General features: G+C 69.8%; 18 protein-coding genes and 1 riboswitch. Of the genes, 13 read left to right on the forward strand and 5 right to left on the reverse strand.

Annotated elements, in window-relative coordinates:
- The first annotated feature begins 249 nt into the window (after positions 1 to 249).
- Positions 250 to 1,359: a C40 family peptidase gene (locus EJK15_RS37555; protein ID WP_138715231.1), complete on the forward strand. Its 1,110-nt coding sequence runs from the start codon at positions 250 to 252 to the stop codon at positions 1,357 to 1,359.
- 4 nt (positions 1,360 to 1,363) lie between these two features.
- On the opposite strand, the gene EJK15_RS37560 is transcribed toward EJK15_RS37555, so the two are convergent.
- On the reverse strand, positions 1,364 to 1,864 hold the full coding sequence (locus EJK15_RS37560; RefSeq protein ID WP_138715232.1) for an inorganic diphosphatase: 501 nt from the start codon (positions 1,862 to 1,864) through the stop codon (positions 1,364 to 1,366).
- 84 nt (positions 1,865 to 1,948) lie between these two features.
- Here EJK15_RS37560 and dacB point away from each other — a divergent pair, with 84 nt between their 5' ends.
- The 11 genes from dacB (at position 1,949) to EJK15_RS37615 (ending at position 11,747) form a co-directional block, all read left to right on the forward strand.
- On the forward strand, positions 1,949 to 3,370 hold the full coding sequence (gene dacB, locus EJK15_RS37565; RefSeq protein ID WP_138715233.1) for a D-alanyl-D-alanine carboxypeptidase/D-alanyl-D-alanine endopeptidase: 1,422 nt from the start codon (positions 1,949 to 1,951) through the stop codon (positions 3,368 to 3,370).
- Between the two features lie 66 nt (positions 3,371 to 3,436).
- Positions 3,437 to 4,513: a zinc-dependent metalloprotease gene (locus EJK15_RS37570; protein WP_171074745.1), complete on the forward strand. Its 1,077-nt coding sequence runs from the start codon at positions 3,437 to 3,439 to the stop codon at positions 4,511 to 4,513.
- Between the two features lie 189 nt (positions 4,514 to 4,702).
- Positions 4,703 to 5,704, forward strand: coding sequence for a tRNA lysidine(34) synthetase TilS (gene tilS / locus EJK15_RS37575; protein ID WP_138715234.1), 1,002 nt, complete (start codon positions 4,703 to 4,705; stop codon positions 5,702 to 5,704).
- 10 nt (positions 5,705 to 5,714) lie between these two features.
- Positions 5,715 to 6,266 carry a hypoxanthine phosphoribosyltransferase gene (gene hpt, locus EJK15_RS37580; protein ID WP_240777463.1) on the forward strand — a complete coding sequence of 184 codons (552 nt, stop codon included), beginning with the start codon at positions 5,715 to 5,717 and terminating at the stop codon, positions 6,264 to 6,266.
- Between the two features lie 237 nt (positions 6,267 to 6,503).
- A complete protein-coding gene (ftsH, locus tag EJK15_RS37585; protein ID WP_138715235.1) occupies positions 6,504 to 8,498 on the forward strand; it encodes an ATP-dependent zinc metalloprotease FtsH in 1,995 nt (664 codons plus the stop codon).
- Positions 8,495 to 9,073 carry a GTP cyclohydrolase I FolE gene (gene folE, locus EJK15_RS37590; protein ID WP_138715236.1) on the forward strand — a complete coding sequence of 193 codons (579 nt, stop codon included), beginning with the start codon at positions 8,495 to 8,497 and terminating at the stop codon, positions 9,071 to 9,073. Before ftsH ends, folE begins: the two co-directional genes overlap by 4 nt.
- Before the next feature lie 66 nt (positions 9,074 to 9,139).
- The gene (gene folP / locus EJK15_RS37595) at positions 9,140 to 9,997 is read left to right on the forward strand and encodes a dihydropteroate synthase (protein WP_138715237.1); all 858 of its coding nucleotides are present in this window, start codon (positions 9,140 to 9,142) and stop codon (positions 9,995 to 9,997) included.
- Entirely contained in the window at positions 9,994 to 10,440 is a 447-nt protein-coding gene (locus EJK15_RS37600; RefSeq protein ID WP_138715238.1) for a nuclear transport factor 2 family protein, read from the forward strand. Before folP ends, EJK15_RS37600 begins: the two co-directional genes overlap by 4 nt.
- On the forward strand, positions 10,430 to 10,795 hold the full coding sequence (gene folB / locus EJK15_RS37605) for a dihydroneopterin aldolase (protein WP_138715239.1): 366 nt from the start codon (positions 10,430 to 10,432) through the stop codon (positions 10,793 to 10,795). Before EJK15_RS37600 ends, folB begins: the two co-directional genes overlap by 11 nt.
- Entirely contained in the window at positions 10,792 to 11,295 is a 504-nt protein-coding gene (folK, locus tag EJK15_RS37610; protein ID WP_138715240.1) for a 2-amino-4-hydroxy-6-hydroxymethyldihydropteridine diphosphokinase, read from the forward strand. Before folB ends, folK begins: the two co-directional genes overlap by 4 nt.
- Complete coding sequence (locus EJK15_RS37615) at positions 11,292 to 11,747, forward strand: DUF3180 domain-containing protein (protein ID WP_138715241.1); 456 nt, start codon at positions 11,292 to 11,294, stop codon at positions 11,745 to 11,747. The genes folK and EJK15_RS37615 overlap by 4 nt, the downstream gene beginning before the upstream one ends.
- On the opposite strand, the gene EJK15_RS37620 is transcribed toward EJK15_RS37615, so the two are convergent.
- From EJK15_RS37620 to EJK15_RS37630, 3 genes are read right to left on the reverse strand one after another with little or no spacing between them, the layout of a single operon-like run.
- Complete coding sequence (locus EJK15_RS37620; RefSeq protein ID WP_138715242.1) at positions 11,732 to 11,941, reverse strand: hypothetical protein; 210 nt, start codon at positions 11,939 to 11,941, stop codon at positions 11,732 to 11,734. The genes EJK15_RS37615 and EJK15_RS37620 overlap by 16 nt on opposite strands.
- Positions 11,934 to 13,061 (reverse strand): acyltransferase family protein, encoded by a 1,128-nt coding sequence (locus EJK15_RS37625; RefSeq protein WP_138715243.1) that lies wholly within the window; start codon positions 13,059 to 13,061, stop codon positions 11,934 to 11,936. The genes EJK15_RS37620 and EJK15_RS37625 overlap by 8 nt, the downstream gene beginning before the upstream one ends.
- Entirely contained in the window at positions 13,058 to 14,203 is a 1,146-nt protein-coding gene (locus tag EJK15_RS37630) for an NADH-quinone oxidoreductase subunit D (protein WP_138715244.1), read from the reverse strand. The genes EJK15_RS37625 and EJK15_RS37630 overlap by 4 nt, the downstream gene beginning before the upstream one ends.
- A 121-nt stretch (positions 14,204 to 14,324) precedes the next feature.
- Between EJK15_RS37630 and EJK15_RS37635 the strand changes: the two genes are divergently transcribed.
- Positions 14,325 to 15,023, forward strand: a complete 699-nt coding sequence (locus EJK15_RS37635; protein WP_138715245.1) for a DoxX family protein — start codon at positions 14,325 to 14,327, stop codon at positions 15,021 to 15,023.
- A 12-nt stretch (positions 15,024 to 15,035) separates the two neighbouring features.
- Here the strand turns inward: EJK15_RS37635 and EJK15_RS37640 are convergent, their stop codons facing one another.
- The gene (locus tag EJK15_RS37640) at positions 15,036 to 16,319 is read right to left on the reverse strand and encodes an aminotransferase class V-fold PLP-dependent enzyme (RefSeq protein ID WP_420847122.1); all 1,284 of its coding nucleotides are present in this window, start codon (positions 16,317 to 16,319) and stop codon (positions 15,036 to 15,038) included.
- 54 nt (positions 16,320 to 16,373) lie between these two features.
- A riboswitch (SAM riboswitch) is annotated at positions 16,374 to 16,489 on the reverse strand.
- Between the last annotated feature and the right edge of the window lie 7 nt (positions 16,490 to 16,496).

Below are 16,496 nucleotides of genomic sequence, written 5' to 3' on the forward strand. Positions count from 1 at the left end.
CCCCGACCACCACGCCGACCGAGACCACCACCCCCACTCCCACCGAGCAGCCCGTGGCAACTCCCACGGAGGGCGGCTGACCGGCCCCCTCGCTCGTCACGCCGACGGAGACGGCCCCCACTTCCGCCGAGGAGCCCGTGGCAACGCTCATGGGGGGTGACTGACCGATCCCCGCCCGCTCGTCACGTTACGTGAGTGAACTAGCGGGAACTGTGTGCGTAGAGTTACCATTTGCTGCCGGGGGGACCTATGCGCACATTCCGGGCAGGGCTGCTGGCGGGCTACCTGCTCGTCGCTCTGTGCCCACCGGTAGGGGCCGATCCGGGGCCCTCCCCGCGCGAGGTGCGAAAGGCCCGCGAGATCGCACGGGAACGGTCGAAGGAGCTGTCGGTGGCGGGCGCGAGGCTGGCCACGGCGCAGTCGCGGCTGGGGCGGCTGGCGGCCGAGGCGGAACGGCTGGTGGAGGCGTACAACGGCGCGAGGGTGCGGCTGCGGACCGCCGAGCAGGCCCTCGAGCAGGCCCGGACGCGACTGGCGGCGGCCGACGCGGAGGTCGAGCGGACCCGGCAGGGCGTCGCGCTGCTGGCCGCGGAGTCGTACGGCGGGTTGGGCACGATGGAGCCGTTCGTCGGCATGATCGTCGACCGCGGCGGCACCGACGGCCTGCTGCACCGCGCCGGCGTGCTCGAGCAGCTCAGCGGCGAGCGCGCCGCGATCCTCGCCGGATTGCGCGACGCCCAGGAAGTGGCCGCCATTCTCCGCACCGAGGCCGTCAACGCCCACGCCGCCCACCAGGCCGCCGCGGAACGCGCGGAGGAGGCGAAGGCCGCCGCCGAGGCCGCCGTGGCCGGTCAGCGGCGCGAGACGAGGTTGCTGCGGGCCCGCGAGCGGCGCCTGCAGCAGCGGGTGGACGCGGCGCGCACCCGCGCCGAGCGGCTGGCCAGGCGGCGGGCCGCGGCCGTGTCGGCGGCCAAACTGGCCTCCGGCGGCTCGGCCATGGGGCACGTGGCGGCCAACTGGGCGCTCACCCAGCTCGGCAAGCCGTACGTGTGGGCGGCGGCCGGCCCGGACACCTACGACTGCTCGGGGCTGACGATGCGGGCCTGGGAGCGGGTGGGCGTGCGGCTCGACCACTGGACGGGCACCCAGTGGACGTCGGGGCCGCACGTGCCGCTGAACCAGCTACGCCGCGGCGACCTGCTGTTCTTCGCCTACAACCCCGGCGACCCGAGCACGATCCACCACGTCGGGATCTACGTGGGCGACGGCCAGATGGTGCACGCGCCGCAGACCGGCGACGTGGTGCGGGTCGCCCCGATCTGGCGAGGGGACCTGGTGGGCGCCACCAGGCCCCGCTGAAGGGTCAGTGCTTGTGGTAGTAACCCTCGTCCTTGGCCCGCTGGAAGGACCGCTCGATCTCGGCCTCGGCCTCGGTGCGACCCACCCAGTTCGCGCCCTCGACGGACTTGCCCGGCTCCAGGTCCTTGTAGACCTCGAAGAAGTGCTGGATCTCCAACCGGTCGAACTCCGACACATGGTGGATGTCCTGGATGTGGTGCATTCGCGGGTCGGTGGACGGCACGCACAGGACCTTGTCGTCGCCGCCCTTCTCGTCGGTCATCCGGAACATGCCCACCGCCCGGCAGGTGATGTAGCAGCCCGGGAACGTCGGCTCCTGCAGCAGCACCAGCGCGTCGAGCGGGTCGCCGTCCTCGCCGAGAGTGTTCTCGATGAAGCCGTAGTCGGCGGGGTACTGCGTGGAGGTGAACAGGAGCCGGTCCAGCCTGATCTTCCCGGTCTCATGGTCCACTTCGTATTTGTTCCGTTGTCCCTTGGGAATCTCAACGACAACGTCGAACTCCACCGCGGTTCCTCCGCTCAGGCCCCCGGGCACCCCCGGTCGGGCGTTAATGTCTCGTAGGCGAACACAGCAGAGAGGGCAGGCGACGTGGCGCGGCGCGACCGGTGGGTGATGCTGACCACTCTCGCCGTGCTCCAGGCTCTGACGATCGTCACCGGCGTTTACGCGATGACCACCGACTTCAGCCTGGGCGCGTTGACGAGGCAGTCTCCACCGACCAAGCCGGCGGCGTCACCGCCGGAAGGGTCTCCTTCCGTCCCCGTGGTCACCTCCGGACCTGTGCTGGCCCAGCTCTCGGCGAAGTCAGGAGACGGACCTCTCCCGACTAAGGGTACTTTGACGCAGCAGCTCACCAGCGCCCTGGGTGACAAAGCGCTGGGCGACCGGGTCGGCGCCGTCGTCCTCGACGCGACCACCGGCGAGCAGATCTTCGCCGCCAACGCCGACACGCCCATCGTCCCCGCCTCCACCACGAAGATCGTCACCTGCGCCGCCGCGCTCGCCTCCCTCGGCCCCGACACCCGCCTGTCCACCAGGGTCGTCCAGGGCGCCAAACCGGGCACGGTCGTCCTGGTAGGCGGCGGCGACCCGCTCCTCGCGGGCCCTTCGGCGAAGCAGACGTACCCGAAGCAGGCCACCCTCGCCACCCTGGCCGCCCGCACCGCGGCGACCCTCAAATCCCAGAACATCAAGAAAATCACCCTCTCGTACGACACGTCGCTGTTCGCCGGCTCCCCGATCGCGCCTGGCTGGAAGCCCAACTACCTCCCCGACGGCGAAGTGGCCCCCGTCTACGCCCTGACCATGGACGAGGGCCGCCAGAACCCGCGCTACAACAACCCCCGCGTCTCCAACCCTCCCGCCTACGCGGCCGCGGCCTTCGCCAGGCTGCTCACCAAGCAAGGCATCGCCGTGTCGAAGTCCGTACGCCCGGGCAAGGCCCCGGCAGGCGCCCGAGAGCTCGGGAAGGTCGACTCCGCCCCCCTCTACGCCCTGGTCGAGCATGCGCTGACGAAGAGCGACAACGATCTCGCCGAGGCTCTGATCAGGCACGTCGCCATCAAGGAGGGCCGGCCCGCGTCGTTCGACGGGGGCACGAAGGCGGTGGTCGCGGTGCTCCAGCGGCTCGGCGTCGCCCAAGGCGTCGCGCTTTCCGACGGCAGCGGCCTGTCCATCCGCAACCGCATCAGCGCCGGCGCCCTGGCCAAGCTGATCTCCCTGGCCGGCTCCGCGAACCATCCCGGCCTGCACGCCATCGCCTCCGGCATGCCGATCGCCGGTTTCTCGGGCACGCTCGGCAACGGCCGGCGATTCGTCAACCGCGACAGCAAGGGCCAGGTCGGCCTCGTACGCGCGAAGACAGGCACCCTGAACAACATCAACACGCTGGCCGGGATGGCCACGACCAAGGACGGGCGGCTGGTCACGTTCGCGTTCATGGCGGACCGCGTGCCCGCCAACGCCGAACCCGTCCTCGACCGCCTCGCCGCCATCGTCGCGCGTTCCTGACGGCGCTTCGGCCCTTATCACCCCTGTCCTTCGCGGCATGGGCGCGAACCACGTACGGTGGACGTTATGCAGGTGATCGACTGGGATCTGGCCGTCACGACCGGCACGCGCCTTGTGCGCCCCGGTCCTCAAGTGAGCCGGGAGGAGGCCAGACAGGCCGTCACCGAGCTCCGTACCCTGTCACGTGAGGCCGAGGGCCATGTGCGCGAGTTCACGAAGATCCACACAGAGACTCCGCCGCAGCCTGCGACCGTCGTCGACAGGCCAGGCTGGATCAAGGCGAACGTCGAGGGCTTCCGGGTGGTGCTCGAGCCCCTGACGCAGCGCATGGGCAACAGCTCCAGCCCGCCTCCGGCCATCGTCACCGCCGTGGGCTCCCGCATCACGGGCGTCGAGGTCGGGGCCGTCCTGGCCTTCCTCGCCTCGCGGGTGCTGGGCCAGTACGAACTTTTCCTCCCGCCCGACCCCACCGGAGAGGAGCCGACGGGCCGCCTCACGCTCGTCGCCCCCAACATCGTCCATGCCGAACGCGAGATGGGCGTGAACCCGCACGACTTCCGCCTGTGGGTGTGCCTCCACGAGGAGACCCACCGCGTCCAGTTCACGGGCGTGCCGTGGCTGCGCGAATACGTCCGTTCGCAGATGACCGAGTTCCTGCTCGCCTCCGACCTCGACCTGCCCACGCTGCTCGAACGCCTCCGCAACGCCGCCGACACGGTGGCCGACGTGGTGCGCGGCGGCGAGGGCAACCTGATCGACGCCATCCAGTCACCCGGCCAGAAGGAGATCCTCGACCGGCTCACGGCTGTGATGACCCTGGTGGAAGGGCACGGGGACTACGTCATGGACGCCGTGGGCCCGTCCGTGGTGCCGTCCGTCGCCGACATCCGCGCCAAGTTCGCCCATCGCCGCGAGGGCGGCTCCCGCCTGGACCGCACGGTGCGGCGGCTGCTGGGGATCGAGGTCAAGATGAAGCAGTACGCGGAGGGGTCCGCGTTCGTCCGCACGGTGGTGGGCCGCGTGGGGATGGACGGCTTCAACAAGATCTGGACCTCCCCGGAGACCCTGCCGACCACCCCCGAAATCGCCGACCCGAACGCCTGGATCAGCCGCGTCATCGGCACCTCGGCCCTCCCCGCCTGACCCCACACTCCTCGAGGGGACCCACGGCGCGCCCTTTGGGCCCTGAACCGTCGCCATGCGGCGCGCCGCCCATCGCCTAACGGCACACCATCCACACGCCGCACCGGTCACCGCCCCACGAGGCCCGGCCGGCGTGGGCGTCCGGTTGGTGGAGGAGGGTGGGCCAGGCCATGCGCGGGACCGGCGACAATGGCACCCGTGGGCCCACATCCGGCCGTAGCCGACGTTCGCAGGGCGGTGCGTGAAGCGCTGGCCGATCTTCCGCACGGCGCGCTGGTCCTGGTGGCCTGCAGCGGCGGAGCCGACTCCCTGGCCCTGGCCGCGGCCCTGGCGTTCGTGGCCCCCCGGATGGGCCTCGGGGCAGGCCTGCTGACCGTGGATCACCAGCTCCAGTCCGGATCCGCCGAACGAGCCCGGCAGGTCGCCGCCCAGGCAGAGCACCTGGCCCTGCGCCCCGCCGAGATCCTCACCATCACCGTCGGCACCGAGGGCGGCCCGGAAGCGGCGGCCAGGCAGGCTCGCTACGCGGCGCTCGCCGAGGCGGCGGACAGGCTCCAGGCGGCGGCGGTCCTGCTCGGCCACACCAGGGACGACCAGGCGGAGACGGTGCTCCTGGGCCTGGCCAGGGGCAGCGGCGTCCGCTCGCTCTCCGGCATGGCCGCCAGGACAGGCCGCTACCGCCGCCCCCTCTTGGACGTCCCCAGAGCCACCACCGTGGCCGCCTGCCGGGCCATGAACCTCACCCCCTGGGACGATCCGCACAACGACGACCCCCGCTACACAAGGGTCCGCGTGAGAAGAAGGGTCCTGCCCGTCCTGGAGGAGGAGCTCGGCCCAGGAGTGGCCGAGGCGCTCGCCAGGACCGCGAGGATGGCGCGCGAGGACGCCGACGCCCTTGACGAATGGGCCGAATCGGCGTATCAGAATTGCGCTCTTAGCGATATCGACGGAGCCGTGACGCTGTCCGTACCCGAGCTGGAAAAGCTGCCGGACGCCGTCAGGCGGAGGGTGTTGCGGCGGGCGGCCGTCGCCGCCGGAGCGCCGTCCGGCGCCCTGTCGGCCACGCACGTGCTGGCCGTGGACCGGTTGGTCACGCGCTGGCGCGGGCAGAAGGCGGTGGACCTGCCCGGGCGCCTGTCCGCCGTCCGGCGGTATGGCACCCTGATACTCGCCATCAGTCCTATTGCGTAAGGAACCACAGGTGGACGCTGCCGACATGGGCCATGACCTGGAGAAGGTCCTCATTCCCGAGGACGAGCTCCAGGCCAAGATCAAAGAGCTTGCCGGGCGGATCGACGAGGACTACGCGGGCAAGGATGTGCTGCTCGTAGGGGTGTTGAAGGGCGCCGTCATGGTCATGGCCGACCTGGCCAGGGCGTTGCACGTGCCCGTGCAGATGGACTGGATGGCGGTGTCGTCGTACGGCGCGGGCACCAAGTCGTCCGGCGTCGTCCGCGTGCTGAAAGACCTCGACACCGACATCTTGAACCGCCATGTGCTGATCGTCGAGGACATCATCGACTCCGGCCTGACCCTGCACTGGCTGCTGGAAAACCTGAAGTCGCGCAATCCCGCCTCGCTGGAGATCTGCACGGCGCTGCGCAAGCCGGACGCGGTGAAGGTGCCCATTGAGGTGAAATACGTGGGGTTCGACATTCCCCAAGAGTTCGTCATCGGTTATGGCCTCGACTACGCGGAGCGATACCGGAACCTGCCGTTCATCGGCACTCTCGCGCCGCACGTCTATAGGTAGCAACTCTTGTCATGGCCGGGAACATCGCGCAACGTGACGTACGTTGATAGGGCAAGGCCGGTGTAGCGGGCGGTCCCTCCGCGCGCTCTGCCGGTGTACCTTCAGACTCCGGAAGGGTGACCACGTGTCCCCTTCGGGTAGTCAGAAGTCGCGGTGTCGGATGCCGCGGCCCCGGGCCAGCCCGGGGTTCCAGGCCATGGTCAGGAAGGGACGGGCCCGCAAGGGGTTCCGCATCGGATGGATCTCAAGCGATTTACACGTGGGCCACTGCTGTGGATCCTGGGCATCGTCGTGCTGCTCCTGCTCGTCACCCAGCTCTGGAGTGGTGGCGGCAATTTCAAGCAGGCCGACACGTCCTTGGTTCTCCAGCAGATTCGCGCCGGAAACGTCAGCAACGCCAAGATTGTCGACAAGGACAACCGGATCGAGCTGACGCTGCGCAACGCGATCGCCGTCAAGAAGGGCGATCAGCCGACGAAGCTGATCCAGGCCGACTGGGTCACCGGCTACGGCGGCAAGCTGACCGACGAGCTGCAGGCGCAGGTCGACGCCAAGAAGACCGACAGCTTCACCACCGAGGTGCCACAGGAGAACTTCCTGGTCAGCCTCCTGGTGAGCTTCCTGCCGATCGTCATCATCGTGCTGATCTTCCTGTTCATCATGAACCAGATGCAGGGCGGCGGCTCGCGCGTGATGCAGTTCGGCAAGTCGAAGGCCAAGCTCATCACCAAGGACACCCCCAAGACCACGTTCGCCGACGTCGCGGGTGCCGACGAGGCTATCGAGGAGCTCCAGGAGATCAAGGAGTTCCTGCAGGCCCCGGCCAAGTTCCAGGCGATCGGCGCCAAGATCCCCAAGGGCGTGCTGCTGTACGGCCCGCCCGGCACCGGCAAGACCCTGCTGGCCCGCGCCGTAGCGGGTGAGGCCGGCGTGCCGTTCTACTCGATCTCCGGTTCCGACTTCGTCGAGATGTTCGTCGGTGTCGGCGCGTCGCGTGTCCGTGACCTGTTCGAGCAGGCGAAGGCCAACGCCCCGGCGATCATCTTCATCGACGAGATCGACGCCGTCGGCCGCCACCGCGGCGCCGGCCTGGGCGGCGGTCACGACGAGCGCGAGCAGACGCTCAACCAGTTGCTCGTCGAGATGGACGGCTTCGACGTCAAGGGCGGCGTGATCCTCATCGCCGCGACCAACCGGCCGGACATCCTCGACCCGGCGCTGCTGCGCCCGGGCCGTTTCGACCGGCAGGTCACCGTCGACCGCCCCGACCTGGAGGGCCGTAAGGGCATCCTCAGGGTCCACGGCCGCGGCAAGCCGTTCTCGCCCAACGTCGACCTCGACGTCATCGCGCGCCGCACCCCCGGGTTCACCGGCGCCGACCTGGCCAACGTGATCAACGAGGCCGCGCTGCTCACGGCGCGCGCCGACGAGAAGCTGATCACGATGGACATCCTCGAGGAGGCGATCGACCGTGTCATGGCAGGGCCCGAGCGCAAGACGCGGGTCATGTCCGACAAGGAAAAGAAGATGATCGCCTACCACGAGGGCGGTCACGCGCTGGTGGCGCACGCGCTGCCCAATTCCGACCCGGTCCACAAGATCACGATCTTGTCCCGTGGCCGCGCCCTCGGTTACACGATGACGCTGCCGATGGAGGACAAGTTCCTGGCCACCAGGTCGGAGATGATGGACCAGCTCGCGATGTTGCTCGGCGGCCGCGCGGCGGAGGAGCTCGTCTTCCATGAGCCCACCACCGGCGCCTCCAACGACATCGAGAAGGCCACGGCCGTCGCTCGCCGCATGGTGACCGAATACGGCATGAGCGAGCAGCTCGGCGCCCGCAAGTTCGGCACCGGCAACGCCGAGGTCTTCCTGGGCCGCGAGATGGGCCACGAGCGCGACTACTCCGAGAAGATCGCCTCCACGATCGACGAGGAGGTCCGCCGCATGATCGAGACGGCGCACGACCAGGCGTGGGACATCCTGGTCGAATACCGTGACGTGCTCGACAACCTGGTGCTCCAGCTCATGGACAAGGAGACCCTCTCCCGCCAGCAGGTGGTGGAGATCTTCGCCTCGGTGGTCGTCAAGGAGCACCGCCCGTCCTACGCGGGCTACGGCAAGCGGCTCCCTTCCGACCGCCCGCCGATCCTGACCCCGAAGGAGCAGTCGGCCAACGGCTCGCTCACCTCGGGTCACTCGGATGCCCTCCCGTCCGGAGACTCTGCGTGACGCAGCACGATGTAGACCTGGGCCGGATCGAGAAGGCCGTCCGCGAGATCCTCTACGCCATCGGCGAGGATCCCGACCGCGACGGTCTTCTCGACACGCCTGCCCGGGTCGCGCGGGCCATGGCCGAGCAGTATTCAGGGCTCGGCCAGAAGCCCGAGGATGTGCTCAACAAGGTCTTCGACGTCGATCACGACGAGATGATCCTGGTGAAGGACATCGAGGTCTATTCGACCTGCGAGCATCATCTGGTGCCGTTCCACGGGCTGGCCCACGTGGGCTACATCCCGAACGCGAAGGGGCAGGTCACGGGTCTGTCCAAGCTCGCTCGGCTGGTGGACGTCTACGCCCGCCGCCCCCAGGTCCAGGAGCGCATGACGTCCCAGATCGCCGACGCGCTCATGCGGGTGCTGGAGCCGCGCGGGGCGATCGTGGTCGTCGAGGCCGAGCATCTGTGCATGACGATGCGCGGCGTACGCAAGCCGGGTGCCAGGACCGTGACCTCGGCCGTCCGCGGCGACTTCCGTACGAGCGACAAGACCCGCTCCGAGGCGATGGCGCTCATCCTCGGCAGGTGAGGATCGTTATCCACAACCGGGGACCCGCGATGTCAGCAGGTGTGGGGGAACGCCTAGGCTTGGCCCATGACTAGCGTGCCCATCAGCGTGCCGGGAGGTGCGGAGCGGTGCCTCGTCATGGGTGTGGTCAATGTGACGCCCGATTCGTTCTCCGATGGTGGCCTGTGGTTCGACGAGGCGGCCGCCATCCGGCACGGCTTTGAGCTGGTCGAGGAGGGTGCGGACATCGTCGACGTGGGCGGCGAGTCCACCCGGCCCGGCGCGGCCAGGGTGTCGCTGGAGGAGGAGCTGATCAGGGTCGTCCCCGTGATCAGGGCACTCGCCGCCGAAGGGGTGCCGGTCAGCGTGGACACGATGCGCGCGGAGGTCGCCAAGGCCTCCGTGGACGCGGGCGCGCGGCTGGTCAACGACGTGAGCGGCGGCCAGGCCGACCCGGAGATGGCGCGCGTGGTGGCCGCGACCGGCGTTCCCTACGTGGTGATGCACTGGCGCGGCCACAGCCAGTACATGGACAGCCGGGCCGTCTACGCCGACGTGGTCACCGAGGTGCGCGAGGAGCTGAGCAAGCGGGTCGACCTGGTGCTGGCCGAGGGGGTGTCGGAGGAGCAGATCGTGCTCGACCCCGGTCTCGGCTTCGCCAAGAACGCCGAGCACAACTGGGCGCTGCTCGCCGGGATCCCGAAGCTGGCCGAGCTGGGCTATCCCCTGCTCATCGGTGCCTCGCGCAAGCGGTTCCTGGGGCGGCTGCTGGCCGGCCCGGACGGCACGCCCCGGCCCTTCAGCCGCAGTGACGCCGCCACGCTGGCCGTGACCGCGCTGGCCGCGGAGGCGGGCGCCTGGTGCGTACGCGTGCACGACGTAGGCCCCAACGCGGACGCCGTGCGTGTGGCCGCCGCATGGAAGAGAGCGGGAGCGAACACATGAGCGTCGACACGGCCGCGATCGAGACGGTCAACCAGGAGTTCTACACCGCGATCGAGAGCGGCGATCTCGACAAGATGACCGACATCTGGGCGGAGGACACCTCCGACGAGCAGGTGAGCTGCGTACACCCCGGCTGGACGCTGCTGGCGGGCCGGTCGGAGGTGCTGCGGTCGTGGGCGCTGATCATGGCCAACACCACCTACATCCAGTTCGTGCTGACCGACGTCAACACGACCGTGCTCGGCGACGTGGCCGTGCTCACCTGCGTGGAGAACATCCTCACCGCCGGCGAGGAGGGTGAGTCGAGCTTCGCCGCGGGCAAGGTGGTGGCCAGCAACGTCTACATCCGGACCCCGCAGGGGTGGCGGCTGTGGATGCACCACGGCTCACCGGTGCTCCAGGGAGACGAGGACGAGGAGGAGGAAGGCGAGCTTGAGCGCTGATCGCATCGCTCTCAAGGGCCTGCGGGCCAGGGGGAGGCACGGCGTGCTCGCTGCCGAGCGGGAGCTCGGGCAGGAGTTCGTGGTCGACGCGACGCTGTTCCTCGACACCGCGCCGGCCGCGGCCGGAGACGATCTGACCAAGACCGTCCACTACGGGGAGCTGGCGGAGGCCCTGGTCGGGGTCGTGGAGGGCGAGCCGGTCGAGCTGATCGAGACGCTCGCGCAGCGCCTGGCCGATGTGTGCCTGGCCAGTGAGCTGGTGCGTAAGGTCGAGGTGAGCGTGCACAAGCCGGCGGCGCCGATCCCGCTGGCGTTCGACGATGTGATCGTGACGATCGAGCGGAGCCGCGCATGAAGGCCGTCCTCGCCCTGGGCAGCAATCTGGGCAACCGGTTCCAGACCTTGCAAGGGGCCGTGGACGTCCTGTTCGACGCCCCCGACCTGGAGTTCGTCAAGGCCTCGCCGGTCTACGAGACCGACCCGGTCGGCGGTCCCCCTGGGCAGAGGCCCTACCTCAACGCGGTGGTGATCGCCGAGACCACCCTGGGGCCGCGCACGCTCCTGGAGCGGGCGCTGAGCGTAGAGAACGCCTTCGGCCGGGTCCGCGCGGAGCGCTGGGGGCCGCGCACGCTCGACGTCGACCTGATCGTCGTGGGGGACACCGTCTGCGACGACCCCGAGCTGACGCTGCCGCATCCACGTGCCCACGAGCGTGCGTTCGTGCTCGTCCCCTGGTCCGATGCCGATCCGCAGGGCACGGTGCCCGGCCACGGCCGGGTGTCCGACCTGCTGGAGGGGCTCGACAGGCAGGGCGTGCGCCTGCGCCCCGATCTCACGCTGCAGAGGCCGGATTGAGGCCCACGCAGCCCGGCCCCCTGGTCGGCATCCTCGCCATCGTCGCGCTGCTGGCGCTGGCGGCGGTCCGGCAGTTCTACTCCGGCCTGCCCCTCATGCCGTGGACGGCGATCCCGACGGTGCTGCTGCTGGCCGTCGGGGAGGGCTACAGTGCCTTGGTCACGAAGGCCAGGATCGCCAGGAAGCCGGGGACGAAGCCGGTGGAGCCGCTGGCGGTGGCCCGGCTGGCCGCGCTGGCGAAGGCGTCGGCGTACGGCGGAGCGGTGTTCGGGGGACTGTTCGCCGGGTTCGCGCTCTACACGGTGCAGATCCTGGACCGAGAGACGCCGCGGTCGGAGTTCTTCGTCGCGACGGGCTCGTTCCTGTCCTGCGTGGTGCTGATCTGCGCGGCGCTCTATCTGGAGCACGCCTGCCGCATCCCGAAGGACCCAGAGGATCAGAACCCGAAATAGCGCCATCCGTCTTGTTCGCCTGACAGGTCCCCGTCCTGCCTCCGGGCGTCGCGGCGCACGCGCTCCTGCCACATGTCGCGCTGCAGCACTCGTAGCGCGCGACGGATCACGTCGCTGGGCCGCTCGCCGTCCCGCATGGCGGCACGAATGATCCGCTCGTCCTCGGCATTGGCCCGGAAGCCGATGTCAGCCATGCTCCGAGCCTACGGAGCCGCCGACCTCCTCGTCCTGCGTTTGCCTGAACGGCGTTCGGCGGCGGCCGAAGAGATAAATGACCGGGGCGGTGCAGATCAGCGGCCCGACGATGGCGATGGGGCGCTCCAGCCACCAATAGAGGTCCGGCGGGATCGGGCCGCCCAGCGTGCCGAAGAGCCACCACGACAGCCCCAGTGAGATGGCCATCCCGGTCGTGTGGAAAAGGAACAGCGGCAGAGAGTACCGGTTGATGAAGTCGTTGACCCGGCCCCAGCGCGGCCGCTCCAGCACCCGCTCCATGGCCGGGCGCAGCACCTCGACCAGACCGATCTGGAACAGCAGCAGGGCCACGATCACGAAGGTCGGCGGCGCCATGTTGGACCACTTGTCGCCCGGCACGCCCACCATCGAGCCCGGGTAGATGCCCGAGTAGACCAGCCCGAACAGGGCGAACAGCCCCGTCCAGAGCAGCGCGACATCGTAGCGCCTGGGCAGGATCACGATCCGTTCGTAGAAGAAGCCGGCCTGGTGGGCCAGCCCCCACACGAGGACCATGTTGAGCCAGCCCGCCCCGTCGATCCCGTACCGGAAGCGCACCACGTCCACCACCAGCGCCGCGCCGCCGAGCCAGATCAGGGTCAGCACGTCGTAGCGGCGGTGCAGCCAGAGCGCCACCGGCAGCAGGGCGATCAGCACCAGGTAGACGCCGAGGAACCACAACGGGCTGAGCACCAGCAGCACCACCCGCCACATCCAGTCCACCCCGAACGTGACCGTGACGATCGCCCCGACGGCGACCCACACGCCGGACAGGAACAGCGCCGGTAAGGCCAGCGCCCGGAGGCGCCGCAGCACGAACGAGCCGATGCCGACGCCCCGCGTGCGGGCCCGGTTCCAGGACAGCAGGTGCACGTGCCCGCCGACGTAGAAGAAGAGCGGCAGCACCTGCAGCAGCCACGTGAGGATCCACAGGCCCGAGGTGAAGCCCAGCGGGCTGGTCGGCTCGGGGCCGTGCGGCTTCCACTCCAGGATCGTGAACGCCCAATGCCAGACCACCACGACGACCAGGCTCAGCGCGCGGAGCCAGTCGACGTATTTGTCGCGCTCGAGAGCCTTCACTTGTCGATGTCACCCACGACGAAGAACATCGAGCCGAGGATGGCCACCATGTCGGCCACCAGGTGCCCGGGCAGCATCTCGCGGAGCACCTGGATGTTGCTGAAGGAGGCCGAGCGCAGCTTGAGCCGCCACGGGGTCTTGTCGCCCTTGGAGACCAGGTAGTAGCCGTTGATGCCGAGCGGGTTCTCCGTCCACGCGTACGTCTGCCCCTCCGGCACCTTGAGCACCTTCGGCAGCCGCTGGTTGATCGGCCCGGGAGGCAGCTCGCACAGGCGGTCCACGCAGAGTTCGGCCAGGTCGAGCGAGACCTTGAGCTGCTCGAACAGCACCTCGAAGCGGGCGTGGCAGTCGCCGGCGCCCCGGGTGATGACCTTGACGGGCAGCTCCGGGTAGGCCAGGTACGGGTCGTCGCGGCGCAGGTCGAAGTCGACCCCGGAGGCACGGGCGACGGGGCCGCTCACGCCGTACTGCATGATCTGCTCGCGCGTGAGCACCCCGACGCCCTTGGTGCGGGCGAGGAAGATGTCGTTGTGCAGGATGAGGTTCTCGATGTCCGGCACGCGGCGGCGGGTCTCGGCGACGGCCTCGGCCACCCGGTCCAGCCAGCCGAGCGGCAGATCCTCCTTGAGCCCCCCGACCCGGTTGAACATGTAGTGCATGCGCCCGCCGGAGATCTCCTCCATCACGGCCTGGATGCGCTCGCGCTCGTTGAAGGAGTAGAAGATCGGCGTCATCGCACCCAGCTCCAGCGGATAGGAGCCGAGGAACATCAGGTGGTTGAGCACCCGGTTGAGCTCGGCCAGCAGCGTACGGGCCCACACGGCCCGGACCGGCGGCTCCATGCCGAGCAGGCGTTCGGCGGCGAGCACCACGCCCAGCTCGTTCGCGAACCCCGACAGCCAGTCGTGCCGGTTGGCGAGCATGATGATCTGACGGTAGTCGCGGACCTCGAACAGCTTCTCCGCGCCCCGGTGCATGTAGCCGATGATCGGCTCGGCGGTGGCGATGCGCTCGCCGTCCAGCCTCAGCCGGAGCCTGAGCACCCCGTGCGTCGACGGGTGCTGTGGGCCGATGTTGAGGATCATGTCCTCGGTGGCCAGCTCTTTCGCGCCCGCACCGATTCCGACCACGCGTTCCGTCATACGGCAATGCTGCCACCGTCTCCGGTAGTGATCCAGGGTGGGGGACGGTCAAGGAATGGTACGGAAACGCATCGCTACCTCGGACATGGGGAGGAATTGGGGGAACGGGGGGAGAAACACCATGAAGAGAGTTGTGTTCGACGTCGCTGCCCTGATCACGCGGGTGGCCGCCGGCGTGATCTTCCTGGCGCACGGCTTGCAGAAGTGGCAGGGCGGCTTCGGCGCCACGGCGCAGGGGTTCAGGGAGATGGGGATCCCGATGCCCGAGCTCGCCGCCGGATACGCCACCGTCGTCGAGATCGTCGGCGGCATCCTTCTCATCGTCGGCCTGCTGGTCCGGCCGGTGGGCCTCCTGCTACTGATCAACATGCTCGGCGCGATCGCCTTCGTGCACGCCCCGAACGGGATCCTGGCGCAGAACAACGGCTGGGAGCTGCCAGGCGCGCTCGGCTCGCTCGCCCTGCTGTTCCTGGCTCTCGGCGGCGGGCGGATCGGGCTCGACGGGCTGTTCGGCTCGCTCCTCCGGCGACGCAGGGAACGCCACGCCGCGGAGGACGAACTCACCGCCTACCGGCGCGGTACGCCGATGGGCGGCACCGAGCCGACCACGGGTGGGATGGCCACCGGGGCGACCGCCGGCCGGGCCGGTGGGCCCACCACGCCGTCGGAGTCCACGACGCGGCCCGAGCCGCCGAAGGTGCCCAGGCAGCCGGCGCCGCCCAGGTCAGGCGCGAGCAACCTCAACGACGAGGACATGAGGGACATCGACGCCCTGGTCGCCGACGACCAGCCAGAGCACCGCAAGCCGCCGAACCGGTAAGGGGCCGGCGGCTCAGCGGGAAGCCAGGTCCCGCAGCGCCTCGACGAGCCGGTCCACGTGCTCCTGCGTGGTCCCGATGCCGATCGAGGCCCGTACCGCGGAGGCCGTGTCGTCCTCGCACCCACCATCGGGCGTTCCAAGCAGGTGCCGGACGAACGGATGCGCGCAGAACTTACCGTCGCGCACCCCGATGCCGTACTCGCTGGACAGCAGCTCGGCCACCTCGCGAGCCGAGTGCCCGACGACGGTGAACGACACGATGCCCACTCGCGGGTGATCGTTCCCCCACAGCGACAGCTCCCGCACGCCCTCGACCGAGGCCAGCCCGGCGCGCAGCCGCGCGATCAGCCGCTCCTCCTCGCGTACCAGCTCGGTCCAGCCGGTGGCGGTGAGCGCGTCGCAGGCCGCGGCCAGCGCGATGGCGCCCAGCACGTTCGGGGTGCCCGCCTCGTGGCGCGGCTCGGGGTCGTCGTGCCATTCGGCGGTGTCGCCCACCGAGCGCACCGCGCCCCCGCCCTTGAGGTACGGCTCCCCCTCCGCCAGCCAGTCCTGCCGCCCGACCAGCACCCCGGCACCGAACGGCGCGTACAGCTTGTGCCCGGAGAAGGCCACGTAGTCCAGATCGAGCGCGGTGAGGTTGAGCCGCCGATGCGGTACGAGCTGCGCGGCGTCCACCAGGATGCGGGCCCCGTGCCGGTGCGCGATGTGCGCCAGGGCGGCGATGGGCCACAGCTCGCCGGTGACGTTGGAGGCGGCGGTGACCACGAGCAGCTTCGGCCCGTCGATCCCGGCCAGCGCCTCGTCGGCGGCACGGACGGCCTCGCCGGGGAAGGCGGGCGGCGCCAGCCGTACGGACCTCTTCCAGGGCAGGAGCGAGGCGTGGTGCTCGGTGTCGAAGACCACGGCGGTCGTGCCGGCGGGCAGGCAGCCGGCCAGCAGGTTCGTGGCGTCGGTGGTGTTGCGGGTGAAGATCACGGCGTCGTCGGGGCGGGCGCCGACGAACGACCTGACCGTGTGGCGGGCCTGTTCGTACCTGGCAGTGGTGAGCTGGGAGGCGTAGCCGGCGCCGCGGTGGACGCTGGAGTAGGCCGGGAGCGCGGCGGCGACGGCGGCGCTGACCGGCTCCAGACAGGGCGCGCTGGCCGCGTAGTCCAGGTTGGCGTAGCCCACCAGCCGGCCGCCCTTGACCGGCACCTCGAGATCGGCGCCCAGCACGGCCGGAATCGGCCGGCCCGTGGCGGCCTGGGCGGGAGTCTCACCCGAAGCCTGGGCGGGGACGGAGTCGAAGATCGTCAGTGTGGGCACGGCACATCTCCCTCAGGGTCGTTCGGACCCCTGGAGCAGCCACGGAGCCCGCGCTTGACCGTCACACCTCGTGACGGACCAGGTCTTCACCCGGGGCACCCCGCCGCGGACGCGAGGGTTGCCGGCCAGCTAGCCGGGGCTTGTCGCTGGCACTCATGACCTATGTCC

It is taken from the genome of Nonomuraea basaltis (genome assembly GCF_005893125.1).
Taxonomy (GTDB): domain Bacteria; phylum Actinomycetota; class Actinomycetes; order Streptosporangiales; family Streptosporangiaceae; genus Nonomuraea; species Nonomuraea basaltis.

Bases quoted from the DNA above. Each gene is read 5' to 3' on its own strand.
- EJK15_RS37555 (WP_138715231.1), top strand. From the start codon at position 250: ATGCGCACATTCCGGGCAGGGCTGCTGGCGGGCTACCTGCTCGTCGCT.
- EJK15_RS37570 (WP_171074745.1), top strand. From the start codon at position 3,437: ATGCAGGTGATCGACTGGGATCTGGCCGTCACGACCGGCACGCGCCTT.
- tilS (WP_138715234.1), top strand. From the start codon at position 4,703: ATGGCACCCGTGGGCCCACATCCGGCCGTAGCCGACGTTCGCAGGGCG.
- ftsH (WP_138715235.1), top strand. From the start codon at position 6,504: ATGGATCTCAAGCGATTTACACGTGGGCCACTGCTGTGGATCCTGGGC.
- folP (WP_138715237.1), top strand. From the start codon at position 9,140: ATGACTAGCGTGCCCATCAGCGTGCCGGGAGGTGCGGAGCGGTGCCTC.
- EJK15_RS37600 (WP_138715238.1), top strand. From the start codon at position 9,994: ATGAGCGTCGACACGGCCGCGATCGAGACGGTCAACCAGGAGTTCTAC.
- folK (WP_138715240.1), top strand. From the start codon at position 10,792: ATGAAGGCCGTCCTCGCCCTGGGCAGCAATCTGGGCAACCGGTTCCAG.
- EJK15_RS37620 (WP_138715242.1), bottom strand. From the start codon at position 11,941: ATGGCTGACATCGGCTTCCGGGCCAATGCCGAGGACGAGCGGATCATT.
- EJK15_RS37630 (WP_138715244.1), bottom strand. From the start codon at position 14,203: ATGACGGAACGCGTGGTCGGAATCGGTGCGGGCGCGAAAGAGCTGGCC.
- EJK15_RS37635 (WP_138715245.1), top strand. From the start codon at position 14,325: ATGAAGAGAGTTGTGTTCGACGTCGCTGCCCTGATCACGCGGGTGGCC.